The sequence below is a fragment of the Novosphingobium sp. FSW06-99 genome (genome assembly GCF_001519065.1).
GTDB lineage: Bacteria > Pseudomonadota > Alphaproteobacteria > Sphingomonadales > Sphingomonadaceae > Novosphingobium.
On the sequence record NZ_KQ954252.1, the window covers coordinates 469,410 to 495,377 of the forward strand.

16 protein-coding genes are annotated in these 25,968 nt (G+C 64.9%); 9 read left to right on the forward strand and 7 right to left on the reverse strand.

Features of this window, described 5'->3' with window-relative positions; translation table 11 throughout:
- Window positions 1–28: 28 nt before the first annotated feature.
- On the reverse strand, window positions 29–7,282 hold the full coding sequence (locus AQZ49_RS04680; RefSeq protein ID WP_156428131.1) for an autotransporter outer membrane beta-barrel domain-containing protein: 7,254 nt from the start codon (window positions 7,280–7,282) through the stop codon (window positions 29–31).
- Window positions 7,283–7,823: 541 nt separating this feature from the next.
- On the opposite strand from AQZ49_RS04680, the gene AQZ49_RS04685 reads away from it, so the two are divergent.
- Together AQZ49_RS04685 and AQZ49_RS04690 are read left to right on the forward strand one after the other, a co-directional pair.
- A complete protein-coding gene (locus tag AQZ49_RS04685; protein WP_067613382.1) occupies window positions 7,824–8,819 on the forward strand; it encodes a phytanoyl-CoA dioxygenase family protein in 996 nt (331 codons plus the stop codon).
- A complete protein-coding gene (locus AQZ49_RS04690; RefSeq protein ID WP_067613383.1) occupies window positions 8,816–10,387 on the forward strand; it encodes an HAD-IIIC family phosphatase in 1,572 nt (523 codons plus the stop codon). The genes AQZ49_RS04685 and AQZ49_RS04690 overlap by 4 nt, the downstream gene beginning before the upstream one ends.
- Window positions 10,388–10,420: 33 nt before the next feature.
- On the opposite strand, the gene AQZ49_RS22710 is transcribed toward AQZ49_RS04690, so the two are convergent.
- The 5 genes from AQZ49_RS22710 to AQZ49_RS04720 form a co-directional block, all read right to left on the reverse strand.
- Complete coding sequence (locus AQZ49_RS22710) at window positions 10,421–10,870, reverse strand: sensor histidine kinase (RefSeq protein ID WP_231738852.1); 450 nt, start codon at window positions 10,868–10,870, stop codon at window positions 10,421–10,423.
- Between the two features lie 168 nt (window positions 10,871–11,038).
- Window positions 11,039–11,296 (reverse strand): MoaD/ThiS family protein, encoded by a 258-nt coding sequence (locus AQZ49_RS04700; protein ID WP_067613385.1) that lies wholly within the window; start codon window positions 11,294–11,296, stop codon window positions 11,039–11,041.
- Window positions 11,293–12,420 (reverse strand): beta propeller repeat protein, encoded by a 1,128-nt coding sequence (locus AQZ49_RS04705; RefSeq protein WP_067613386.1) that lies wholly within the window; start codon window positions 12,418–12,420, stop codon window positions 11,293–11,295. Before AQZ49_RS04705 ends, AQZ49_RS04700 begins: the two co-directional genes overlap by 4 nt.
- Window positions 12,421–13,300: 880 nt before the next feature.
- Complete coding sequence (locus AQZ49_RS04715) at window positions 13,301–13,978, reverse strand: hypothetical protein (RefSeq protein ID WP_067613390.1); 678 nt, start codon at window positions 13,976–13,978, stop codon at window positions 13,301–13,303.
- A 183-nt stretch (window positions 13,979–14,161) separates the two neighbouring features.
- On the reverse strand, window positions 14,162–14,869 hold the full coding sequence (locus AQZ49_RS04720) for a TetR/AcrR family transcriptional regulator (RefSeq protein WP_231738788.1): 708 nt from the start codon (window positions 14,867–14,869) through the stop codon (window positions 14,162–14,164).
- Between the two features lie 64 nt (window positions 14,870–14,933).
- Between AQZ49_RS04720 and AQZ49_RS04725 the strand changes: the two genes are divergently transcribed.
- Complete coding sequence (locus AQZ49_RS04725; RefSeq protein ID WP_067613391.1) at window positions 14,934–16,982, forward strand: oxidoreductase; 2,049 nt, start codon at window positions 14,934–14,936, stop codon at window positions 16,980–16,982.
- On the opposite strand, the gene AQZ49_RS04730 is transcribed toward AQZ49_RS04725, so the two are convergent.
- Window positions 16,983–17,879, reverse strand: a complete 897-nt coding sequence (locus AQZ49_RS04730; protein WP_231738791.1) for a LysR substrate-binding domain-containing protein — start codon at window positions 17,877–17,879, stop codon at window positions 16,983–16,985.
- A gap of 149 nt (window positions 17,880–18,028) precedes the next feature.
- Here AQZ49_RS04730 and AQZ49_RS04735 point away from each other — a divergent pair, with 149 nt between their 5' ends.
- Genes AQZ49_RS04735 through AQZ49_RS04760 form a run of 6 tightly spaced genes read left to right on the forward strand, consistent with a single transcriptional unit; the run spans window position 18,029 to window position 25,906 of the window.
- A complete protein-coding gene (locus tag AQZ49_RS04735) occupies window positions 18,029–19,297 on the forward strand; it encodes an aromatic ring-hydroxylating oxygenase subunit alpha (RefSeq protein WP_067613395.1) in 1,269 nt (422 codons plus the stop codon).
- A complete protein-coding gene (locus AQZ49_RS04740) occupies window positions 19,294–20,358 on the forward strand; it encodes an FAD-binding oxidoreductase (protein ID WP_231738794.1) in 1,065 nt (354 codons plus the stop codon). The genes AQZ49_RS04735 and AQZ49_RS04740 overlap by 4 nt, the downstream gene beginning before the upstream one ends.
- Before the next feature lie 37 nt (window positions 20,359–20,395).
- Window positions 20,396–21,772 (forward strand): peptide MFS transporter, encoded by a 1,377-nt coding sequence (locus AQZ49_RS04745; protein ID WP_231738797.1) that lies wholly within the window; start codon window positions 20,396–20,398, stop codon window positions 21,770–21,772.
- 26 nt (window positions 21,773–21,798) lie between these two features.
- Window positions 21,799–22,398, forward strand: a complete 600-nt coding sequence (locus AQZ49_RS04750) for a hypothetical protein (protein WP_067613398.1) — start codon at window positions 21,799–21,801, stop codon at window positions 22,396–22,398.
- A 36-nt stretch (window positions 22,399–22,434) separates the two neighbouring features.
- Window positions 22,435–24,435 (forward strand): CocE/NonD family hydrolase, encoded by a 2,001-nt coding sequence (locus AQZ49_RS04755; RefSeq protein ID WP_067613399.1) that lies wholly within the window; start codon window positions 22,435–22,437, stop codon window positions 24,433–24,435.
- A gap of 10 nt (window positions 24,436–24,445) precedes the next feature.
- On the forward strand, window positions 24,446–25,906 hold the full coding sequence (locus tag AQZ49_RS04760; RefSeq protein WP_067613550.1) for a tetratricopeptide repeat-containing sulfotransferase family protein: 1,461 nt from the start codon (window positions 24,446–24,448) through the stop codon (window positions 25,904–25,906).
- The last annotated feature ends 62 nt before the right edge of the window (window positions 25,907–25,968 follow it).

Below are 25,968 nucleotides of genomic sequence, written 5' to 3' on the forward strand. Positions count from 1 at the left end.
CCGATTGCGCGAAGGTCGCGCGTCCTGGTCAGAAGGCCAGGCGCACACCCCCGTTCAGCGCATTGACACTGCCCCCGCTGCCGTGTTCGCCATCGTAAGTGGCATAGAATGTCACGGCCGCCGACAGGGCATAGGCAAAACCCGCCTTGTAGGTGACATCGGTGCCCGCGCGCACCACGCCGGACGCGTCGAACGCGGTGTCGGCACCGGGCAGCAAGGCGGCGGCCTGTGTCGTGTCGCTGTTCAACCGGGTGCGCAGACCCACGCTGGCCCAGGGCGTAAAGTGCCCGGTGGCGGGGGCGGCGATCCGCCACGAGGCATCGGCAAAATCAAGCTTGCGGCGTTCGCCCGCGATCGTCAGGCCGAATGCGGTGCTGCCAAGTTCGGTGGCGGCATCGCGGTGGATGGTGATGTCGGTCAGCCCGATCTGCGGGCGCATCGTCCAGCCGGGGCCAAAGCCGATGGTATAACCGAGCGCGACATCGGCGACCCGGGCGCGCAACCCATACCCGCTCCATGTCGTGGTGCCATCGGGCAGCACGCGCGTGGTGTCGGCCGTGCCATTGTCAAAGGTCAGCGTGGCGGCGACATCGAAGGCACCGCGCCGCACCGCGGCATTGGCACCGAACAGCGTCGATCGCGCGGTGGTCGACGCGCCCAGCGCGCCGATCGACTGCTGATCGTGCAGGCCACCTGCAAACACGCCGACCATCGCATCGGCATTGCGCCAGCCCAACCCGCCGAGGATGCCGCCTGCGGAATTGGTTGCGGTTGCCGCGCCGCTGGCCGCGCTGCCGCTGGCATGGGTCCAGTTGCCCAGCCCCTGGGCAAACGTGAACAGATGGCGCGCGCCGCTGCCGGGGCCGAACGCTGCAGCGTGATCGAAATCGCGCAGCGCCTCGCTGATCTGCAGGGCGTTGTCGAGCCCGATCTGCGTTGCCGTGGCATAAGGTTCGGGCGTCAGCCGCGCGAATTTTCCGGCATCGGCCGTGCCCTGGGCATTGTCGAGCACGGCCAGATCGGTCAGCAAGGCGGCATTTGCCTGCTGCGCCACGACCAGGCTGTTGATCATCGTCACAGCCGCCGTGGCATTGCCGCCGAACCCGGCGCCGGCCACGAACGGGCGATAGGCCTCGAGCACGTCGCCGGTGTTGATCAGGTCATACGCCGAGGCCAGCCCGGTGGTCGCAAACGTGCCCGAAATGCCGTCGCTGGCGGTGATCAGTTGCACCAGCGCGCCCTGCCGGACGGGCAGGGCGCTGGTCAGCGTCAGGCTTGCCCCGCTGGCGATCACCACTTTGCCTTCCACGGTCAATTGCGGCGACTGGATGGCCGTGCCCGACAGCACCGTGGTCGATCCCGCGCCGAGCGCGACATTGCCGTTGACGGTCATCGTGCCGATCGGCGCGAGGGTGCCGTTGACGGTGACATTGGCGTTGACCGTTCCGGCAGACCCGAACGCCGCGCCGCTGGCGACGGTGATCGTGCCGGCATTGATGATCGACCCGGCATTGCCGATCAGATGCCCGCCCAGCACGGCAAAGCTGCCGGTGGTATAGCTGCCCGACAGGGCGACCGAACCCGACAGCAATTCGCTCTGCTGAAAGCCGGTGATGTTGGCGAGGGTATATTGGTCGGGCGCGGTATCGGTGGCGCTCGACACGATCGCCAGCAGATTGCTGCCCGATCCGCCGGTGACTGCGCCGGTGATCTGGCTGCCGGTTTCGATCACCAGCGTATTCGACCCGGCGCCAAACGCGACGGTGCCGGAAATCGTGCCCTGGTTGACCAGGTCTGTGCCGCCGGGGGTGTTGAAGGTGACCGTACCGGCCAGCACGCCGCCGGTCTGGTTGGTGAACAGCGGGGTGCTGACAGTCGATCCGTTCACCGTGAACGTCCCGGCGTTGGCGATCGCATCCGGGGCGGTGACCGTGCCGGTGGTGGTGAACGTGCCGCCCGCCTGGTTGACGATATCGGCATTGTAGGCGCCGTTGTTGACCACGCTGCCCGCGTTGACCAGCGTGTCGTTGACGACCGCGCCCGCAGCGACCTGGATCAGGCTGCCCTGCGTATTGGCAATGCCGCCGATGGCGTCGAACGTGGCACCGCTGGCCACCGTGATCGTGCCGCCGTTGGTCAGCAGCGCGTCGATGGTGAACGTCCCGGCGGTCAGATTGAGCGCGGCGCCGGCCTCGTTGATGAACGGGGCATCGGAGGTCGCGGTGGTGGCGATATTGATCACCCCGCCCGCGCCGTTGGTCGTGGCAATGTCGACGATCGCGCCGTTGACCGTGCCATAGTTGGTAAAGCTGTTGGTGCCGATCCCGCCAACGAGCACGATCGGGCCGGTGCCTTGCAGCACCTGGCCTGCCGCCAGCGTCAGCGCGGCATTGTCGAGCAGCAGCGTTGACATTGCGCCGCTGAACGACACCGTGCCGTCGCCCGTCAGGTGCGGCGCGGCGAACCCGACGAAGGGCGCCAGCGTGGCCTGGCCGAGCAGGCCGCCGCCGGTGATGTCGATGGTCAGCGTGTCGGTCGCGGCGGCGCCGGTGACCGTGCCGTTGATCGTGGCATTGATGCCTTCGACCACGCTGGCGGTGCCGGTGCCCGCCCCTGTGCCGAGCGTGACGTTGCCGTTGATCGTGCCATAGTTGGCCAGCGTCGCGGCCGGGGCATAGACAAGGGTGTTGCCGTTGATCGTGCCGGTGTTGGTCAGGCTGGCGCTGGTGGCGATCAGGTCGATCGCCCCGGCCAGCGTCGTCATTGTCGATGGCAGGGACAGGCCGTTGATCTGCACATAGACGCCGTTGCCGGTCAGCGGGGTGTCGCCCCCGCCGGTGATCGTGCCCGCGTTGGACACGGTCACGGTGGACGCGCTGGCGATCAGCGCAACCGATCCGGAATTGATCAGCGCGGGCGGCACCTCGCCCGGGCCATATTCCCCATAACCGGCGGTGTTTGCGCCATTGGCGGTGATCGTGCCGCCGGCCTGGTTGGTGATCGCAACCGTGGCCGTTCCACCCGGGGCCGTGGCGCTGACCGCGAGGGCCGATGCGACGAACTGATCGATGAAGAACGGCTCGTACTGCCCACCGCCGCTGGCGGTGATGCTGCCGGAGTTGGTCACGCTGACGGCGGCTGCGGCCGGGGCGCTGGTGCTGCCGGCGTTGACGATGATCGTCGCCGCGCTTTGTGAAGGCGTCGCGTTGGCGATCGTGCCGGTGTTGGTCAGGGCCACGCTGCCGTTGCCGGCCGTGGTGTTATCAACCGTCAGGCCGCCGTAATCGGCACCATAGATCTGGGCCGATGTGATCGTGCCGCTGTTGGCCACGGTCACCGCGCTCGACGCCAGGCTCATGTTGACATACCCGGCAATCGTACCGGCGTTGGTGAACGTGGCACTGGCCTGATCGGTCGGATTGCCGGTTTCCTGCGACAGATTGACGCCCTGGGTGACTGTGCCGGCGTTGGTGAAGGCAATCTGGTTGGCCCCGGCGTAGATCGAGATGCCATAGGCGATGGCGCCGCTGGCGGTGTTGGTTGCCGAGACGAGGCCGCCACCGGTCACCCCCGGGGTGGCGTTGAGATCGACATAGACCGCGTTGACCGAACCGCTGTTGGTCAGCGTCAGATTGGCTGCGGCCAGATCGACATCGAGGACGTAGGCAATCGTGCCCGAATTGTCGATCGTCACCTGGTTGGGGATCTGCACCGCAGGCGGGGGTGAGGCCTGGCTGATCATCACCGAGCCCCAGATCTGCCCGGTGTTGTCGAACGTGAACGTGGGGGCACTGGCCGCAGTCAGTGTGGTCTGCGCCTCGAACCCGGCGGTTCCGATCGTGCCGTTGTTGGTGAACGACAGGGCCGTGCCCTGGACCCCGTCGCCCAGATTGCCCGCATTGACGAATGTCAGCCCGCCGGATTCGTTCAGCAGCGCGGTCAGCGCGGCGTCAAGCGTGACGATGTTCTGGCCATAGTTGCTGTTGATCGTGGCGGTGTTGATCACCGTGCCGTTGCCGAACAGATTGAGCGGCGCGTTCAGCCCGCCCGCCGGGCCAGAAATCGTCAGCGTCGTGCCGGTGCCGATCGCGCCAAAGCCATATGTCTGAAAACCGGCAGGAATTGTCGCGGTGGTCGGATCGATGGTGGCCGACGCGGTGAACCCTTGCGCATAGAGGTTGCCTGTTCCGCCGCCGGTGCTGATCGTGCCGGTCACGCCGGTCGAGTCGCCGATCACCACCATCGTGTTGTTGTTGCCGCCGAACGTCAGATTGCCGTTCAGTGTGCCGCCATTGGCAACATAGGTCGATCCGATGCCGTAGGGACTGCCTGTCGCGCCCAGTTGCACGTCGCCGTTGATCGTGCCCGCGTTGACGACCGAACTGCCACTGCCGAGCGCGATCGCCGCCTGGCCGGTGCCGCCGCTGATGGTGCCCCCGGCTGCATTGGTGACTTGTGCGGCGGCGACGAAATAGTTCAACCCGTCCGAACCGACGGCAACGCTGTCGGTGCTGGTGATCGTGCCGCTGTTGGTCAGCGTGTTGACAAAACCGGAGTCGAAGTCGACCGCCGTGCCGCCCGTGGCAATCGTACCGGTGTTGGTGACATTACCGATCTGGTACAGGCCGATCGCATCGGTTGCACCGGCGATCTGCACGATGGAGCCGCTGTTGACCACCGAAATGGGCGAATCGGTGAATGGTGCTGCCGCCACCGCCACGCCGCCGCCGACAGCGATCGTACCGGTGTTGGTAACGGCGCCCGCATTGGTGATCGCGGCCCCCGTGGCAAAGTAATAGGCATATTGCGGCTGCTGGACCGCATCGGCGTAATTGATCGTACCGGCGTTGGTAAAGGTGTCCGCCGCGCCGACGAGCACCGCGCTGACAGGCGCCGCGCCCGTCCCGCTGGCCGTCACGCTCAGCGTGCCGTTGCTGGTGAACGCGAGCGCGGTGGGTACGGTGTTGCCCGCAGCATCGGTCTGTATCGACGCCCGTGTCAGATTGAGCAGGCTGGACGCGCCGGTCCCGCTGATGTCGGCAGTCAGGTTGACGGTGCCCGTGCCCGCAAAGGCATAAGACCCGGTGACCGGTGTGGCCGAGGTCAGCGTCAGCGTTGCCTTGTTGGCCAGATCATAGCCGAACACGCTGAACACGGCATTCGGCTGGGCGAGCGTAGCGGTGGCATCGGCGGTGACCAGCGACAGCAGCGTCTCGGTTCCCGTGCCGGTCACTGTCCCGGTGATGCCGGGATAGAGCCCGGACCCGGCACGGCCCAGCGTAACCACCAGCGTGTCGCCGCCATTGCCCAGATTGAGGTTGCCGTTGAGCACGCCCCCCGCCGCCGCGACAAAGGTGTTGTTGGTGGGACCTGCCTGGATCGTGCTCAGGTTGACATTGCCATTGATCGTGCCGGCATTGGTGACCGAGTTGTCGAGCAGGCCCGCTATCCCGCCGTTGATCACGCCGCCCTGCTGGTTGATCAGTGTGCTGTAGGCACTGATCGCTGCGCCCGGGCCGGCCGTGCCGGTGATGGTTCCGCTGTTGGTCAGGGTCGTGCTGGACAGGCTGGCGCCGATCTGGCCGCCGGTGATCGTGCCGGTGTTGGTGCCCGAGCCGCCGAGCAGATAAAGCCCGGTGTTGCCGCCGGTGATTGTGCCGCTGTTGGTCAGCGTGCCGTCAAAGACCGCCAGCGCGATGCCGTCGGCGGTGATCGTGCCGGTGTTGGTGGCCGATCCGTAGGTATAGGCGCCATTGCCGCCGGTCCCGGTGATCGTGCCGCTGTTGGACAGCGCCATGACGCCATAGCCCACTTGCGCCGTCACGGCATAAGTGCCCGATGGTGCTGCGGCCAGATTGGCGGTGATCGTGCCCGAATTGACGATGGCGACCTGGCTGTACGGATTGAGTTCGATCAGCGCGGCGCCGGTCGTGGCCAGGGTGGTGGTGTTCACCAGGGTGGCCGCGCTGCCGTAATAGGGCGAAGCGATGCTGAGCGTCAGACCGAGCGGCGTGGTGAACCCCGAACCCAGCGTGACCGTCGAACTGGAGGCCAATTGCAGCACCAGCGTGGAGAATTCGTCGGGCACGCTGACCGGTGCGCTCAGGGTCGTGCTGGCGGGCAGGTTGAGGATCAGTGCGTTGTTGGTGCCGCCGATACTGACGGTTCCGGAGATAGCGGCCAGCGGATTGGCGCCGCTGGCATAATCGACGACCAGCACGTTGGCGATAGCGGTGTAACCGTTCGACCAGGCGCCGAGGATCAGCGACCCATTGATGGTGCCGCCGCCGCCCAGGTTGATCGTGCTGCCGCCATAGCCGTTCACGTTGTCCGCCTCGACCGACCCGTTGATCGTGCCGGTGCTGTTGAGCGTCAGCGCGCCGCTCGTCTGGATGGCAAATGTGCTGCCGCTGATCGTGCCGGAATTGGTGACTGTCAGGTTTCCGCTGCCGCCGATGGCGCTGCCGGTGCCGGTGTTGGTGATCGAGCCGCTGTTGGTCAGATTGATTGCACCGAGGCCGGAGACGGCATTGATCGTCGGTGCCGCGCCGCTGGCGGTGATGCTGCCGCTGTTCTGCCACGTCAGCTGGCCGAAATAGTTGCTGTTGGTGACCGTGGTGTCGATCGCGCTGCCCGATCCGCCGGCGATCGCACCGCTGTTCGACAGATTTTCGATCACCGCCTGGATGGCGCCGATCGAGGCCCCGGTGGCATTGGTCAGGCTTGTCACCACGGCATTGGCATTGCCGTTGCCGGTGATCGCGGGGCCGCTGTTCGACTGGATCGAACCCTGATTGATCAGGCTGAGCGTGGCCGCGCCGGTCTGGGTGCCGTTGGTTTCGGCGATCAGATTGATCGCGGTGGAGCCACCGATCGAGGCATTGGCGCCGACCGTCAGCGTGACGCTTTCGGTCGGAACGTAATACGTGTTTGCGGGCACCGGGCCCGAATCGATCGTCAGGCCGCCGATGATCTGGCCATTGTCGGTGATGCTGATCGCATTGCCTGGCTGATACGACGATCCGATGACCGGAACGGCGGTGGCAAGGATCGCGGCAACCGAGGCACCGGCCTGGATCGACACCGACGAACCGGTGGTGTTGGCCACCAGCGTGTTCGGATCGGTGCCGGTGCAGGTGGTCGTGGCATAGGCCTGCGTGGGATTGATATCGCACTGCGCCAGTGCGATATCGGGTGCAAGACAGCATACCCCCAGCGCCGTTGTCGTCCCAAGTGCCGCAACAATTCCGCGCAAAGGCCGTCGACCGCCCGAAGTCACCATGAAAATTCTGCCCCCAACAGTCCAGTGATCGCCGCCAGAATCCGGCAAGATATGCGCCGGACAATCAGCCCCTGCCGAAATGATCGATCCAATTGGGGGTGTTGGACGGGCGTTAGGATCAAGGCAATGAAAAAAATTGCGATTTTCGTGCAATGTGGTCGCAGAATGGACGAGATTTATTGATTAACGGCGGTTTCCGGCGGCTTTTGATAGATTTTATATTTTCCTTTAAGAGTCTGTTTCGAAGGTGCCACCCACCACCCCGCACCCCCGGCCCAACCACCCGCAGGGTACCTTAAATGGGCGGCCCGCGCCGGGGGTGCGGGGTGATGGGTGGCGCAAAGTCGCCGCAAGGCGACTTTTGAAACAGACGCTAGATCATTCCCCGCGCCCGATCGCAGCGGGCGGTACTCATCGGCCTGGTCTTCGTGCCTACGGCGCCCGCGTAAAAGCCCGGATGATCGCCCTAGTCAAATCTTCGGCATAATCCTTCACCCTTTCTGCATCGGGCGGACGGCCGTGACATGGAGGGCACGAGGGCATGGCACAGAGACTTGTGGGTCTGGATTTTCAGCCCGAGGCGGGCGTTCCAACGTTTGGCGAACAATTGGCGGCCGGTCGCAGGCAGGGCGGCATCATCGACCGCCTGGGCTATCTCGCGCGCCTGAACTACGCGCACACTTATATCAACCGCGTGCGCAAACGCTCCAATGATCCTGCATGGATTGCGCGGGCCGGGGCGATCGAGCGGCGGATCCTGCAGCCGCTGGCCGGGCCATCGGCCACCACCGAACGCGCCGAGAAATTTCGGACCCGGGACTTTCACATCGAGCGGGCCATCGTGTCGCCCGATTTGGTGGGCGCCATGCGCGCGGAATTGTTCGCCGGTCAAACCTACAATGATCCCTATGTTTCCGGATGGAGCTGGACCGGATCACCCGATCAGGCCCATTGCCCGATGCTGTACATGGACCCGCAAAAGCTGCTTTCCTCGCCGCAATTCCTGGCCATTTGCGCCAATCCCGGCATCATCGGCTTCTGCCGCGAAGTGCTGGGCCCGGCGGCTGCAATAAGCTGGGCCTGGAGCTGGATCAGCAACCCGGGGGTTGGCAATTATCAAAACCAGAACTGGCACCGCGATAGTTCCGAACCGCTCAATTTCGTGCGTATTTTCGTGCCGCTTGAAAATATCGCGGCGATGGAAGACGGCCCGACCGCCTTGATTCCCGGCACATCGACATTGCGCGAATTTTACGATGTCCGCCGTTTTTCAGAGGCCGAATTGCTCCCCCTGCAATTGGAAAGAGGTGCCGGTGTGGTGTTGGCGGACGTCGGCGATGTCTATTTCGTCAACACGTTCTGCCTGCATCGCGGGGTAGCCCCGGTCAGGCGCCGCGCCATGCTTACCCTGCTGGCCTCGATCAGCCCATCGCACCGTACACCTGCGATCTGCCGCATGCCACTGCGCCAGGTTCCCGATACCATCCGCGAGACAGTGTCGGCCAACCGCCGCTTTTTCCGCTACCTGGTCAAATGATCGTGCCGGCGCTGGTCAAACTGGTCATCTGGGATCTCGATGACACGCTATGGCGCGGAACCCTGGCCGATGGTGATGATGTGTCGCTGTTTGCCGATCGTGCGCGGTTGATCCGCGACTTGAACGATCGCGGGGTGGTCAACAGCATCTGTTCAAAAAACGACCATGCAAGCGCCGAGGCGCAATTGCGCCAGCTCGGTCTGTGGGATGCCTTCGTGTTCCCGCATATCGCCTTCACCCCAAAACCCGAAGCGATCCGCCAGATCATCGCCGACATGCAATTGCGCGCGGCCAACGTGCTGTTCATCGACGACAATATCCACAATCTCGAAGGCGCGCGCGCCGCTTTGCCCGAGATTCAAATTCTCGACGCCACCGCCCCCGATGCCGATCGCGTGCTGGCCAGGATCCTTGCCTTACAACCCGTGGGCGCAAGCAGCCGGCTGGCCAAATATCGCCAACTGGAAGCCAGGGCCCGGGACCGAGCCGCAATTGGCGGTTCTGACGAGGCGTTTTTGCGCGGATGTGCAATCCAGGCCTGCGCGCCGTTTTTGATGGATAACCTGGACTTTGCACCGCGCATTGCAGAGCTCATCAACCGGTCCAACCAGTTGAACTACACCGCATCGCGCGTTGACGAGACCGAACTGGCCGCCGCGATCATCGATGTGGTGCGTTACGACAGTTGGTCAATCTTCGCCTGGGACAAATATGGCGATCATGGTCTGGTCGGCTTTGCGATGGTCGATCGCCAAAACCGACGGTTGATCCACTTCACCTTTTCCTGCCGTGTGATGCATATGGGGTTGGAGCGCTATGCCGTGGCAAAAATCCTGGAGAAACAGCCTGCCTGCGATTTCTCGAGCCTGCACGGCAAAGTCGAACTGGCAGGGGCCGACTGGGTTGCCGATGTCTCCTTTCATCACCCCGCCACGCGCGAAAGGCTGATCGCCATGCTCCGGCCCGAGGCCGCTGGCGAGCACAGCATACGGGTTATGTTTGACTGCCAATCGGGGGGTATCGCCCATTTCAGCCGCCATCGCGCGAAGATGGATTTTGACAACGCGCCGCGCCTGTTTGCCTTGCGCCACCTCATTCCGGAATGTCTGGAAAGAGAAGGCCTGACCACACCACAATTTGCGCCCTTTCTGGTCTATGGCGCCGGAGTGGATTATTCCGATCCCCGCTGGCCTGATATGGTCGAATTCATCGCCGATGGCCGCCTTTTCGCCCATTGCGTCCAATTGCTATGCCAAAGGATCAGCGCCGAACAGCGCCGCATGATGGTCATCCTGCCGCCCGAAGACGCGCCCGACACGCATTATCGGCCGCATTTGGGTCACACGCGTGCGCGCACTGCTTTGTTCAACGCGATCTGGCGGCGCGCCGTTATAGCGCATGCCGGGATCGACATTTTTGAACTGACCGGTTTTGCCTCGCCCAACGATATGCCCGATGTCAGCCATTATTACGCCGGCTTTCTCGGAAGGCTGGCAGGTGTGGTCGATGGCTGGATTGAACAAGAAATTGCGGCTGACCGACACCTTGAGAATCCGCCGATCAATTGATTTTGCTGTTTTGGCGCACGGACTGTTGCAACGTTACACGTTGGACAAGGGATTGACGCCCTGAACGCCCAGGATCGCGTTCATCGGTGTGCGGATTTCATGACTCATATTGGCTAGGAACAGGCTCTTTGCCCGATTTGCCTCCTCCGCCTCTTGTGTCCTTTCCCGGAGCGCTTCGTTGTTAAGCGCGACGCTTTCGACCAGCGTCTTGCTCAGCCAGACCAGAACCGCGGTCTGAAGGGCGACGATCCCGGCATGCAGCCCGACGCGCGTGAGGTCTGCGCCACCGCCGGCCGCCCTGACCAGCGCGATCGTCCGGCTCAGTTTATAGGACGGGGGCGCCACGACAGCATATTGGTGCCGATCGCCCGATGGCCAGAGCGTGGCAGCAATGATGCCCAGCGTGACGATGATCATGAGGACGGTCGCCGGAATGAAATCGAGCCAAGGCGGTGCGGCCAAGGCCCGGGTCGCGGAAAGCATCGATGCCCGCTATGTCCTCGCGGTAAGCGTGACCGTGTCGTCTGGGACGAGGCGAACCGGCGGGTGTGTCCCGAAACGCCATTGCGTTGCGTTGAGCTTGCGCGTGAAGGATTGTGATATCGGTAAAGAGCGTAAACGCCCATCGATGGATGCGGCCGCCCTTGGCAGTTATCCCCCGCTGAGCGCCTGAAGAATGACGACGTCATCGTGTGGTGACAAGATCGCACCCAGGTCGAACGTCTGTATGCCATTGACGAAACAGCGCATATGGCGCCGAAATCGGTCCTGCTCATCGATCACGCGAAAGCGAATGCCGGGGTAATGTTCGTCCAGCCATTCGAAAAGTTCGCCAACGGTGCCCGCTTCCGCCACCACTTGGGCAGTGCCGGTATAGGATTTGAGCACATCAGGAATGAGCACGTTCACGCCAGCACCCCGATTTCCAGGGCATAGATCGACGGCAGGTGCTCGGCCAGCATCGACCAGTTCGCACCCTCGTCGACGCTCGACCAGATGCTGCCGCTGGTGGTGCCGAGGTACAGCCCGGGTTGGTCGCAAGTGTCGCCGGTCATGGCCTGACGCAGCACTGTCCACCAGGCATGGCTTTTGGGTAAACCGGCATCCTGCCGTTGCCAGCTTTCCCCTCCGTTACGGGTCCGATAGACCGCAGGCATGCCTCCCGGACTCGTGCGCGGCCAGACATCGGTCCCGTCCATCGGAAACACCCAGGCGGTGTCGGCATCGGTCGGGTGGACCACGATCGGAAAGCCGATGTCGCCAACCGCCGCGGGCATGGCACGGCCGACGCGGTGCCACTGGTCCGACGGGCGATCGATACGGTAGATGCCGCAATGGTTCTGCTGATAGAGCCGATCGGGGTTCGCGGGGCAGATCGCCAGGCAGTGTGGGTCGTGGAACTGGATCTGGCCGGGATCCATGCCAGCCACGATTTCGAGACCCTCGACCAGCGGTGCCCAGCTTTTCCCCGCATCGCGCGATTCATGCACACCACCGCTCGACATGCCAATGTAAAGGTGACCGGCGTCGCGCGGATCAACCAGCACCGAATGCAGCTTTGGGCCGTCAGGCGTACCGTCCTGCGGCCCGCCCATCCAATCGCGATACTGCGGATTGTCGTTAAGCCCGCTGACTTCTTCCCAGTTAACTCCGCCATCCTCGCTACGGAACAGCCCGTGCGGCGAGGTGCCAGCGTACCAGACGCCGGGCTCACTGGGGTGGCCCGGGGTGAGCCAAAATGTATGATCGACGCTGCGCCCGATTGTGCCCACCGGCGCCTTGGCAAAGGCGGGCGGACGCTTCGCCTCGCTCCAGGTCTTGCCGAGGTCGGTTGAGCGGAAGATCGTCGGCCCAAGGTGGCCGGTCTTTGCCGCGGCCAGTAAAGTCACGCGATCGCGGGGATCGAGCACAAGGTGGTGAATGACGTGGCCGAGGAAATGCGGGCCATCGACCTGCCATTGGCGACGCGCATCGTCGCCATGATAGATCCAGGCGCCCTTCTTGGTGGCAACCAGCAAGGCCAAAGCACCCATCCAGCGTTCCCCCAACGGCTAGGCGCGGACCAATGGCGATATCGCAAAGGGCGGCGCGGTGTGGTCGTCGCCGAAGTAAATACTCGATCAGCCAGCCGCACGGAACAGCAGATTTGCGTGACCGGCGGTAGAGCACATTCGCCGAAATGGCGTGGCATCTCAGATCCACGCGCGGCGGCGGCAGCGACGGCGCTGTTGTGATCGATGACAAGGTCTTTGCCCCGAGGGTCCCGTCGCATGGGGCACAAAAGGAGTTACCTGATGGGCTGGTCGCACGGGATGAGTTTGCCGGAATGATTGGGGAAGATGCCATCAATGAAATGAAGCTGTCCGCATGCGTGCCGAGATTTCTCTCCCTGCACGTGGCAAGCATGATGGTCGAAAACCGATCCGATAACATTTGTCCCCGGCCAGGGTCACAGACAATCCTCGAAGGCGTCTGGGACAGGAAAGCGACGAGGAGGCTCTGGTGATCAAGCACAGTTGAGCGATGGCTGAGGGCCAAGCCGGGCGGTGTTCGATCCAGCGGCGGTGCTGCCTGGCATGGCGCTTTGCCTCGATCTGTGCGGTAACGCGCGCCCACAGCGGAGATACGTTGGCGTTCGTGCGACGGCCACGGCTGAGCCGGGCGAGACCGACGGGCGCACCGCGCGGACGACGTCGAATTGCAGCCGGGTGCGGTTCTCGCGGTTTTCACTCCGATCGTCGGTTCGGTGGTTGGTGAGCGACGCCCGAAAGCACCTCGGGTGCTAAACTTGGCAGGGGCCCTGCCGACAGGCACACGACATGTGATCTCGGCGCATCCAGGCCAATCGCCGCGATCGTGCCAGGTAGAACGCTGGCGATTGGCTGCACTATAACGTGGGCAAGAAACGGGCCGTCAGTCTGCGTTGCCTGTCGTCTCGGGATCGTGCTTGCGCGGAAGCGCTCTGGACCAACGGGCATCCAGCAGGGCTTGAGCATTGTCACCCTTTACGCGTGAGACAAGCGAGACACCGTGCAGAATGACGCTGTGGCTGCCGAACCAGCCCGCCGACATACTATAGCCGATGTCGTAGAGCGCGACATCCGTGTGCTCGTCGCCATCCAACACAAAGCGCGTGGTGATCGCGACAGGAAGTTGGGCATCGCCGTGGCTGTTGTCCGGCAAGTGGGCGGCCCCGCGTGCCCTGATCAGAGCGTGTTCGAACCAGGCAGCGTCGATCCGCGGCTCGCCCGTGGTGTCCGCCGGGGGCACTCCGAGCGCGCTGGGAAATGCGATGTGCTGATCCTGCACCGACTGCTCGCTTGAGGCCGGTTTGAGGATCAGTTCACGTCTGCTGGCACTCGTGGCGGCGAGCACCAACGTCCCGGAATGCGCGGCGGCCTTGTTCGCCTCGGCAGCCTTCTGGGCCTGATCGGCGTTGCGCTGGCTCCAGTTGCTCCAAAACGTCAGCGCGGAAATAAGCACTGCGATCACTGTCAGCACTTCGCCGAACGTAATCCAGCGCCGGCGGGTCGCCGCAGCCTCCGCCTTGGCGGCGGCGCTCGATTCGGGGCGGGGAGAGCTGTCGGTCACGGCGGCGTTTCCACCACCTGTGGCAGGGGCCGTCAAGCCGGGGCCTTATCAACAGTGACGCATCACCCATAGCGGCATGCGCAACACGGCGATACCCCGCTGAAGCTGCTACATGAAACGCGCGCAATGTGCGGCGAATGGCCCGGGACGAAGACGGTGCAGCGCCGTTGAAATCCAACAAAGTCAGGCGGGGATGTCTGTACCTTGCGGATGGAACCGGTGGCGACCGAAGAAGCGGTCGATTTCCCGCTGTTCCGGGGTCTTGCCGGTGAAGATCTCAACGTAATTTGCAATGCGCGGCATGCGGACCTCGGGGGCTTCGACGGTCTGCATGCTGATATAGCCGATCTGCGTAAGATAGACCGTGCGGGCGCGCACGTCGGCCTCGATCGGCGGGTAGCCAAAGCGTTTGTACATCGCGGCGATGGCCTCGATCCTTAGCTGGTCGGCGACCTTGATCTCGGCGGCGACTGCCTCGCTCTGCAGCGCCCAACTGCGCACCGCGAATTCGAACTTGGTGTCGAAAAGGCCTGAATTGAGCCAGCAGTCGAACAAGTTCAGCGTCGCTTCGACCACGCTTTCGGCATAAGCCTCGGCCTGGCGCAAGATCGCCCCGGTGTTGCGGTCGCGCCAGCGTTCGAGCAGCGCGTCGAGCAGTTCCTCGCGATCGGTAAAGAACCAGTAGAAACTGGTGCGCGACAGCTTCAGCCGTTTTGACAGCGGCTGGATCATCACCGCCGCCACGCCTTGTTGCAGGAACAGGTCACAGGCCGCGTCGAGCCACAAATCGCGCGAACCGCGCCCGTTGGCATCAGGTTCTGCCTTGCCGTTGGCGCGGCGCGCTTTGACGGCGCGCTTTTGCGTCGCCTCGTTTTCCGCGTGTACAGACATGACCATTCCCTTGACGCTACTGAACAGATGTGGTGTTTCTGGCAAAACTCATGAAGGCCCCACCATGTCGCGTGACCCCCTGCTGCAGCCCTATACGATCAAACATCTGACATTGCGCAACCGCATAATTACCACCGCGCACGAACCTGCCTATTCGCAGGACGGTATCCCGACCGAACTCTATCGCGCCTATCATGTGGAACGTGCGCGCGCCGGGATTGCCCTGACGATGACCGCAGGGTCTGCCTCGACATCGCTCGACAGTCCGCCGGTGTTCAGCAATCTTCTGATGTGGAAAGACGAAATCGTGCCCTGGCTGCGCCAGATGGCCGATGCCGTGCACGACGAAGGCGCGGCGATCATGATCCAGTTGTCGCATCTGGGCCGTCGTACGCGCTGGGACAAAGCCGACTGGCTGCCCGTCGTATCGCCCTCGCTGGCGCGCGAACCGGCGCACCGCGCTTTCCCCAAACGGATCGAGGACTGGGACATGGACCGCATCATTGCGGACTATGTCGCGGCCGCGCAGCGGGTCAAGGCTGCCGGGCTCGACGGCATCGAGTTCGAAGCCTATGGCCATTTGCTCGATCAGTTCTGGTCGCCGCTGACCAACGATCTTCCCGCGCCATGGGGCGGCGATCTCGACAATCGCATGCGCTTCGGGTTCGCCATGCTGGCCGCCGTGCGCGAAGCGGTCGGGCCCGACATGTTGCTCGGCGTGCGCTATTCGGTCGATGAAACGGTCGCTGGCGGTTATGACGAAACCGACGGCATGGCGATGTCGCGGCGACTGGCGGATTCCGGGCTGGTCGATTTTCTCAATGTCGTGCGCGGCAACATCGCCCATGACGCCGGACTGACCGACATGATCCCGATCCAGGGCATGCGCAGCGCGCCGCATCTCGATGTCGCGCGGCGCGTGCGCGAAGCGACCGGACTGCCGGTGTTCCATGCCGCCAAGATCCAGGATGTCGCCTCGGCCCGCTATGCGGTCGAAAGCGGTGCGGTCGATATGATCGGGATGACCCGCGCGCACATGGCCGACCCCCATATCGTGCGCAAGATCGTGGCCGGGCGCGAACACGAGATCCGGCCCTGCGTTGGCGCCAATTATTGCCTCGACCGGATATATCAGGGCGGCGCGGCCTATTGCATCCACAACCCCGCGACCGGGCGCGAATTGACCATGCCGCACGACGTTGCGCGCGCCGACGTGGCGCGCAAAGTGGTGGTGATCGGCGCCGGTCCCGCCGGGCTTGAGGCCGCGCGCGTCGCGTCGGCGCGCGGGCACGACGTCGTGGTGTTCGAAGCGGCGAGCCAGGCCGGCGGGCAAGTCCGCCTGACCGCGCAGAGCCCGCGCCGCAAGGAGATGATCCAGATCATCGACTGGCGGCTGGACCGTTGCGTCAGCCAGGGCGTGCGCTTTGCCTTCAACACCTGGGCCGATGCGCAGACTGTCCTGGCCGAAGCGCCCGACGTGGTGATCGTCGCCACCGGCGGTATCGCCGACACCGTCCCGCTCGAACGCGGGGGCGATCTGGTGGTTACCGCGTGGGATATCCTGTCGGGCGATGCCCGGCCCGGCGCCGAAGTGCTGGTCTATGACGATGCCGGCGATCATGCCGGGCTCCAGGCCGCCGAACTGGCCGCCGCAGCGGGCGCGAAAGTCGAGATCATGACGCCCGATCGCAGCTTTGCCCCCGAAGTCATGGCGATGAATCTGGTGCCCTATATGCGCGCGCTGCAACCGCGCGACACCACGTTTACCGTGACGTACACGCTGACCGCGGTCGAGCGCGTCGGCAATCGGCTGAAAGCGACGATCGGCAGCGATTACGGCAGGATCGAACAGCATCGCATGTTCGATCAGATCGTGGTCAATCATGGCACGGTGCCGCTCGACGAACTCTATTTCGAGCTCAAGCCGTTGTCGAGCAACCTCGGTGCGGTCGACTATGCGGCGCTGGTTGCGGGCCAGCCGCAAGGCCGCGCGCGTGAGGCGGGGCGCAATCCCGCCGGGCAGTTCGAGCTGTACCGTATCGGCGATGCCGTTTCGTCGCGCAACACGCATGCGGCGATCTATGACGCGCTGCGACTGGTCAAGGATCTGTGATCAGCCGGTCGGCGCGGCGAGCTGGTCTGCCAGCCACCGCGCCACCAGTTCGCCCATCGGATCGGGCCGGCGGTGTGCGGGTAGCAGCACGTTGTAGGTGCCGTGTGGCAGGACCTCGCGCGTGCCCAGCCGCACCAGGCTGCCATCGGCCAGGAACCGGTCGCACAGGGCCTGCCAGCCGAGCGCGACCCCCTGACCGGCGCGCGCAGCCTCGATCGCATCGGTGTAATGGTTGAAGCGCATTGCGGGCGCGGGCATCGAACCGCGCAGGCCCGCATGCGCGAACCAGTCGGCCCACGAATACCATTGCCGGTCGGAAACATCGTTTTCGATCAGGTCGCGCGGTGCGGCAATGTACCGGTCGGCATCGCCTGCGTATTCCGCTGCGATCCGTGCGGCAAAGGCGGGGGCGCAAACCGGAAACAGCACGTCGCTGCGCTGCGCGATGACGCGACCATCGGCAAACGGCGGAATGCCGAACCGCACCACCACATCGACTTCGCGGGCTTCGAGCCCGATGCGGTCGTCGCGCGCGACCATGCGCAGTTGCGCCATCGGCACGGCATCGCGAAACGCGCGTAACCGGGGCATCAGCCACAGCGTCGAAAAGGCCAGCGTGGTGCCGATCGTCACGACCGTGTCGCGCACCCGCGCCCGCGCCTGTTCGACGCTGGTGCGAATGCCGGTGAAGCTGACGCCGAGCGCGGCGGTGAGCGCAAGGCATGTCTCGGTCGGCTCGATGGCGCGGTGACGGCGGTGGAACAGCAATTGGCCCAGTTCGGTTTCCAGCGCACTGATCTGTCGGCTGACGGCGGCCTGTGTCACGCCAAGCTCGACCGCGGCCAGCGTGATCGAGCGATGGCGCGCGGCTGCCTCCAGCGCCAGCAGCGCGCTCATCGACGGAATGCTTTTGCGGAAATGGGCCATTGCAGGGGTTTGCCTGCCATTCGCATTACTTTTACTCAAGTGAAATGCGAATCTTTCTGCCGTTGAAGCGTGGTGCGTCCTGACGGACATTCACGGTTCCCCGCATCGATGGAGGCACCATGGCCCCGGCATCTTCCCCGCATCAGGCACCCCCCGCGATTTCGGCGCTGTTGGCCGAGCGCCTGCCTGGCCATTCGTTGCCGGCCGGGCTCTATACCCGCGACGATGTGTTCGCCGCGGACATGGACGTGTTTTTTTACCGTCACTGGATCGCGGTCGGGCTCGAATGCGAAGTGCCCGAGCCGGGCGATGCGCATGTGGTTGAATTGGGCAAAAGCAGCGTGATCCTGCTGCGCGACGATGACAATATCGTGCGCGTCTATCACAATGTGTGCCGTCACCGGGGCTCGCGGCTGCTCGGTCCGGGATCGAGCATCGTGTCGCGGCTGGTCTGCCCCTATCACCAGTGGACATACGAGTTGACGGGCGAACTGATGCACGCCCCGCATATGGGGCAGGATTTCGACCGTAGCTGCCGCTCGCTCAAACCGGTGAACTTCGTTTCGGTTGGCGGGCTGATCTATGTCTGCCTGTCGGACGATCCCCCGGCGGACGTGTCGCGGCTGATCGAAACGATGGAGCCCCGGCTGGCGCCTTATGACATCCGCAATGCCAAAGTCGCGCACAGTTGCGACATCGTCGAACGCGGCAACTGGAAGCTGACGATCGAGAACAACCGCGAATGCTATCACTGCCTCGGCAACCACCCCGAACTGTGCGTGTCGTTCATCGATCTCGATTTCGGCTATGATCCGGCGACGTTGAGCCCGGACGACCGCGAACGCGCCGCCGCGCACCACGCCCGGTTCGCACGCGCCACCGCCGATTGGGAAGCGGCGGGCTATCCATCGGCGGCGGTCTTGCCGCGCGTCGATGGGGATACCAATTTTCGCACCCAGCGCCTGTTGATGGACGGTGTCGGCGAAAGCCAGTCGCCCGATACGCGCGCGGCCTGCGCCCGGCTGCTCGGCACGATCGACGACAAACTGTTGGGCGACGTGCATTTGTGGGGGCACAACACCTGGAACCATTTCATGGGCGATCATGCGGTGGTCGCGACCGTGATCCCGCTCGGGCCCGACGAGACACTGGTGCGCACCAAGTGGCTGGTGCACAAGGACGCGGTCGAGGGCGTCGATTACGATCTCGATCGGCTGACCAGCGTGTGGACCGCGACCACCAGGCAGGATGCCGCGCTGGTCGAACACTCGCATGCCGGAATCAGCGATCCGGCCTATGAACCGGGGCCTTATTCGACGTTTGCCGAAGCCGAACTGGACAGTTTTGCTGCCTGGTACGTTCGCCAGTTGCAGGTGCACGGCTATTGAGCGCGCCCGCGATGCTCCATTGCGACGGCGCGGGACGCTATTGGGATCGCGAAAGCGATGCCGAACTGGTGTGCCTGGCCGTGCGCGACGAAACGCACGACATGCGCACGTTTACCTTTGGTGGACGCGACGGGCAGTATTTCGATGTCCTGCCGGGGCAGTACTTCACGTTTGACGTGGGCATCGATGGCGTGGTCGAACAGCGCTGCTATTCGGTGTCATCCTCGCCGCTGCGGCCACGCACGATTTCGGTCACGGTCAAGCGAGTCGCGGGCGGGCGCGTGTCGAACTGGCTGCATGCGGGGCTGAAGCCTGGCGATGTCGTGCGCGCGCTGGGGCCGCTGGGGCGGTTCACCCTGCCACCGGTGCTGCCCGGCAAACTGCTGTTGCTGTCGGGCGGATCGGGCATCACGCCGGTCATGGCGATGGCGCGCGCGTTTGCCGACGGTGTCTGCGCCCCCGACACGGTGTTCCTGCATGCCGCGCGCACCCCGGCGGACTTTGCCTTTGCCGATGAATTGCGCCTCTTGGCAAAGACGATGCCCGGCTTCCGGCTGATCCTGCTGCCCGAAACGGCGGATGACGGGTTTGCCGGGGTGACCGGGCGCATTTCGCAGGCGTTGATGGACTGTGCGGTGCCTGATCTGGCCGAGCGGCTGGTGATGTGTTGCGGCCCCGCGCCGTTCATGGCCGCCGCGCGCGCGATCTGCCGCGACCGGGGCGTGCCCGCCGACCGCTATATCGAGGAAAGCTTCGACGCGGTGGACGAGGCGCCGGTCGATGCGCCACCGGCAACCACCACTTTCAGCGTAACGTTCAGCCGACAGGGCAAGACGATCACCGTCGGCGTTGGCCAGACGATCCTGTCGGCGGCGCGCGCGCAAGGCGTGGTGCTGCCTTCGTCATGCGCCAACGGCTTGTGCGGGACGTGCAAGTCAAAGCTGGTCAGCGGCAAAGTCGATATGCAACACAATGGCGGCATCCGTCAGCGCGAGATCGACGCAGGGCAGATCCTGCCGTGTTGCGCCAAGCCGCTGGGCGATGTGGTGATCGACCGTTGAGCGGCACCGGGCGCGACACCAGAACAGGCGGATGGGCGTGAACGAGGGCGCAATTTCGATCCATCCTGCCGCACCTGGCGACGTGTTCGGCCACCCGCGCGGGTTGTCGGTGCTGTTCGTGGTCGAATTGTGGGAACGGTTTTCGTTCTACGGCATGCGCGCGCTGCTGATCATCTATCTGACCAGCGTGGTCCTGGTGCAACGACCGCAGGACATGATCGGCTTTGGCGCGATGGCGGCGCTGCTGGGGTTTGATGCGCACCGCGCGACGCCCGCCGACTGGCAGGCGCTGGCCTCGCACATCTACGGACTGTACAGCGGGTTCGTCTATTTCACGCCGCTGATCGGCGGCTGGCTGGCCGATCGCTGGTTCGGCAAAAAGGCGGTGATCATCGCAGGCGGCCTGCTGGTCGCCGCCGGGCACCTGATCCTGACCACGCACGCCGCGTTCCTGCTGGCGCTGTTGCTGGTGATCCTGGGCACGGGCGGGTTGAAGGGCAATATCGGCGCGCAAGTCGCCGATCTCTACGATCCCGCCGACGGACGGCGCGAGCGCGGCTTTTCGCTGTTCTATGTCGGGATCAATATCGGCGCGACGATTGCGCCGCTGCTGTGCGCCTGGCTGGCGCAGCACTATGGCTGGGCCACCGCGTTCGATGCCACGTCGATCGGGATGGTCATCGGGCTTGGCATCTATATCGGCGCGGCGCGCTGGTTGCCGCGCGAGGCAGTGGCCCGGTCGGTGGCGGCGCCGGTGGCCGGACCAGAGGGGGTGGGCGCGCGCGCGGCCACCGGGCACTGGACCGTGCTGGCGATCATTTCGGTCGCGGCGACGTTTTTGTGGCTCAGCTATGAACAACAGGCCAACAGCCTGATGCGCTGGCTGGTGAGCGCACCCGATGACATCATGATGGGCTGGGTCCAGGCGATCCCGCCGGCCGTCGTGCTGCTCGGCACGCCGCTGCTGAACCGCTGGTGGTCGATGCAGGCGCGGCGCGGGCGCGAACCCGGTCCGGTGACCAAGCTGCTGATCGGGGCGGGGATCGTGGTGATCGCACAATTGCTGTTGCCGGTGCTGGCGCTGGTTTCGGGCACGCACGGCCCGTCGATCGCGCCGCTGCTGGTCTATTTCATGCTGTGGGAACTGGGTGACCTGTTCTTCAGCCCGGCGGCGATGGGGCTCTATTCGCGCCTGGCGCCCGCCGGAAAGGGCGCGATCACGATGGCCATCTGGTATCTGACGGTGTTTGTCGGCAACATTGCCAGCGGCTGGATCGGCGGGCTGTGGGGCCTGTTGTCGCCAACGGCCTATTGGCTGATGATCGCGCTGTTGACCGGTCTGTGCCTTGCGATCCTGCTGCTTGCCCGACCGCTGTTGCGCCGCGCCGTCGGCACCACGGCGCAATCTGCATGACAAAGGGCACCCCAGGGAGTTTCGCCATGATCCGTCTGACAGTCTCCGCCGCCGTGCTTGCGCTGATCGGCGCGTCCGCCCCGGCGCGCGCGGAGGATGCGCCCGCCTTGCCATCCACCCTGTCGTCGTCGGCCACCCCCGGCGTCGATCCCCGCTCGCCTTGTGCCGGGGCGGCCAACCACCAGTTCGATTTCTGGATCGGCGACTGGCAGGTGATCGATGGCAAGACCGGGCTGCCGATCGCGGTCGATCATGTCGATGCGCTCTATGGCCATTGCGTGATCCGCCAGCGCATGCGGTTTACCGGCATGACCTATCGCAGGCCGGGCACGCCGTTTCCGCTTGCGGGCATCAGCATCAGCCGGTTCGACGGGCAGCAATGGTTGCAGATCTGGGCCGATAATCAGTGGGGTGCGATCGTGTTGCGGGGCAATCGCCGCGACGATGGCGCGATCGAGCTCAACAGCGCGCTGCCGTCGCGCGGGCGCGACGTGCGGCTGGTCTGGCGCCCCGTTGCCGATGGCGTGCGGATCGAACAGTTCGGTGCCAAGGCGGGCAGCGGGGTGTGGGAACGCTACGAAGACCTTGTCTATCGCCGCCTGCCGCGATCGCGCCGCCATCCCTGACGTACAGAACCTCTCACAGATACGGAAAAGATCCCCATGGCCGTGATCGTCGAAGAACATCTCTGGATCACGCTGCGCGACGGGTGCCGTCTGGGCGCGCGGTTGTGGTTGCCCGATGACGCAATGGCCAATCCGGTCCCGGCGATCCTGGAATATATCCCCTATCGCAAACGCGACGGCACGCGCGGGCGCGATGAGCCGATGCATGGCTATTACGCGGCGCACGGCTATGCCGCGATCCGCGTCGACATGCGCGGATCGGGCGACTCCGATGGCCATCTGGCCGACGAATATCTGCCGCTGGAACAGGACGATGCGCTCGAAGTGATCGAATGGATCGTCGCGCAGCCATGGTGCGACGGCAATGTCGGGATGCAGGGCAAATCGTGGAGCGGGTTCAACGCGCTGCAAGTCGCCGCGCGTCGCCCGGCCGCGCTCAAGGCGGTGGTGACGACCTTTTTTACCGACAACCGCTATACCGACGATATCCATTACATGGGCGGATGCCTGCTCAACGACAACTTGTGGTGGGGCGGGATCATGCTGGCCTATCAGTCGCGCCCGCTCGATCCGGCGATCGTCGGCGATGGCTGGCGCCAGGCGTGGCTCGACCGCATTGCGGCCATGCCGTTCTTCGCCGCGTTGTGGCTCGCGCATCAGCGCGACGATGCCTATTGGCAGCATGGGTCGATCGGCACCGACTATGACGCGATCGCCTGTCCGGTGCTCGCAGTCGGCGGCTGGGCCGACAGCTATACCAATGCGGTGCCGCGCGTCCTGGCCAATCTGCGCGTGCCGACACGCGGCATCATCGGCCCCTGGGGCCATATCTATCCGCACGACGGCGTGCCCGGACCGGCCATCGGCTTTTTGCAGGAAGCGGTGCGCTGGTGGGACCACTGGCTGAAAGGGCGCGATACCGGCGTGATGGCCGAGCCGCAGTTGCGCGCCTATGTCGAGGATCCGGTACCGCCCGAGGGCACGCGGACACAGGCTCCCGGGCGCTGGATCGGCCTGGCCGAATGGCCGTCGCCCACGATCGCGCCGCTGGCGTTGCACGTGTCGGCGGATGGCGCCTTGGCGCAAACGCCAGGCGCGGCGGGCGAAGTGTCGATCTGTTCGCCGCAAAGCCACGGGCGTGCGGGCGGCGAATGGATGGGTGCGGGCTGTCCCGGCGAACACGCGACCGATCAGCGGCTCGATGATGGCGGGGCGCTGGTGTTCGAAACCGCGCCGCTCGATGCGGATCTGTCGGTGCTGGGTGTTGTCCGGGTGGCGCTTGCGGTCGCCGCCGACGCGCCGGTTGCCCATGCCGTGCTGCGCCTGTCGGATGTCGCTCCCGATGGCCGCGTCACGCGGGTCAGCTATCAGGTGTTCAACCTGACCCACCGCGACAGCCATGCGCATCCCGAACCGCTGGTGCCGGGGCGGTTCTATGACGTAGCGATCGATCTCAACGCCTGCGGGCACCGGTTCCGCGCGGGCCACCGCATCCGGCTGGCCGTCGCGACGACATATTGGCCGCTGATCTGGCCTGCGCCGACGCAGACGACGCTGACATTGCGCAGCGCCGATTGCCGCGTGATCCTGCCGGTGCTGCCTGCCGACGCGCCCGAAATCGCCATGCCGCCTCCGGCGCACGGCCCGCTGACCCCTGTTACCCGCCTCGATCAGGGCATGGTGCTGCGTTACAGCCAGGTCGATCACGTTACCGGCGCCACGACGTATGTGACAGAGGCGGCGGGCGGCGTGTTCGGCGAAGGGGTGCTGCGGTTCGACGACATCGGCACCGAAGTTTCGCACGATCTCAGGCGCGAGCTGACCATCCGCGACGATGACCCGCTGTCGGCGCACTATGTGCTGACCCAAAGCATCGCACTGGGTCGCGAAGGCTGGCGCACGCGCAGCGATATTCGCACCGAGATGCGCAGCGATGCCACCTATTTCCACATCAGCGCCGAATTGCAGGCCTATGAAAACGGCACCTGCGTCGCCACCCGTCAATGGGCCGAGACGATTGCGCGCGATCTGATGTAAAATGGCGGGCATGACCAGTCGCGCATCCCCGGCGCAGATCCGCGCCCATGACCTGATGCGTGTCGGCCGCAACGCCGATGCGCTGGTCCTCGCGCGCCAGGCGGTCGTCGGGCTGACCCGTTGCACCGCCGCGCACAGCTTGCTGGCGACCATCCTGATCAATCTGCATCGGCTGGACGAGGCGACGCAGGTGATCGACGCCGCCGCGCTGCTGGTCGAAACCGACGCGGTGGCCTGCGACGGTCTGGCGTTTGCGTGCCTGCGGCTGGGGCGGCACGACGCGGCCAACGCGCTCTATGCCCGCGCCACCAAGCTTGCCCCGCACGATGCCGCGACATGGTACAACTATGCCGCGAGCGAACGGGCATTGGGCCGGCTGGGCCCGGCGGAACAGGCGTGCAACCGCGCCATCGCCTGCGACCCGGCGCATTTCGCCAGCTATCTGCTACGGTCGGAATTGCGCGTGCAGACCGCTGTGACCAACCATGTCGATGCCTTGCGCACGGCGCTGGGTCGTCTGGCTCCCGATGCGCCGGGACGCGTGCCGCTGGGCTATGCCATGGCCAAGGAACTGGACGATCTGGGTGACTACGACGCGGCGTTTGCCGCCTTTGCCGCCGCCGCCGCGGTGCGCCGCCGCCACATGGCCTATGACGTGGCGACCGACGAGCGCAAGCTGCGGCGGATTGCCGAAGTGTTCGACCACCCGGTCGCGCCCGTGCCGCGATCGGGCGGGTCTGCGGCGCGGTTCGTGTTCATCGTCGGCCTGCCGCGATCGGGCACGACTTTGCTCGAACGCGTCCTGTCGAACTTGCCTGGCGTCGTTTCCAATGGCGAGACCGATCACTTTGCACAGGCCCTGCTCGGCGCCGCACCGCCACAGGGCGGGCCAGACGTGTTTGCGCGCGCCGCGCTGGCGGATCCGGACAGGGTGGGTGCGGCCTATGCCGCGATGGCCGCGCGCGCCGATGGCGCGACGGTGATCGAAAAGCTGCCGATGAATTACCTCTATCTCGGTGCGATCCGCCGCGCCTTGCCCGATGCCGCGCTGCTGGTCATGCGCCGCCCGCCGCTTGAAAGCTGTTTTGCGATGTACCGCACGCTGTTCGGCGATGCCTATCCGTTCAGCTATGCGATCGACGATCTGGCGCGATACCATGCCGCCTATGCCCGGCTGATGACGCATTGGCGCGACCGGTTGGGCGATAGGCTCCACACGATCGACTATGCCGCGCTGGTGACTGATCCCGCCGCGACCGGTGCGGGGGCTGCCAACCATTGCGGGCTGGCGTGGCACGATCGCGCGATCGCGATCGAAGCCAACCCGGCCGCGTCGTTCACCGCCAGCGCGTCGCAGATCCGCCGCCCGATCTACCGGTCGTCGCTGGACCGCCTCGACCACTACCGGCGCCACCTCGGCCCTCTGGCCGACGCGCTGGCGGCGCACGGTATCCCCGACCCAGGTGCCTGACGGACAAAAAAGGGCCCGTGCGCGTGGCAGCGCCCGGGCCCCCAGGGTGGACTTGTTCGTGC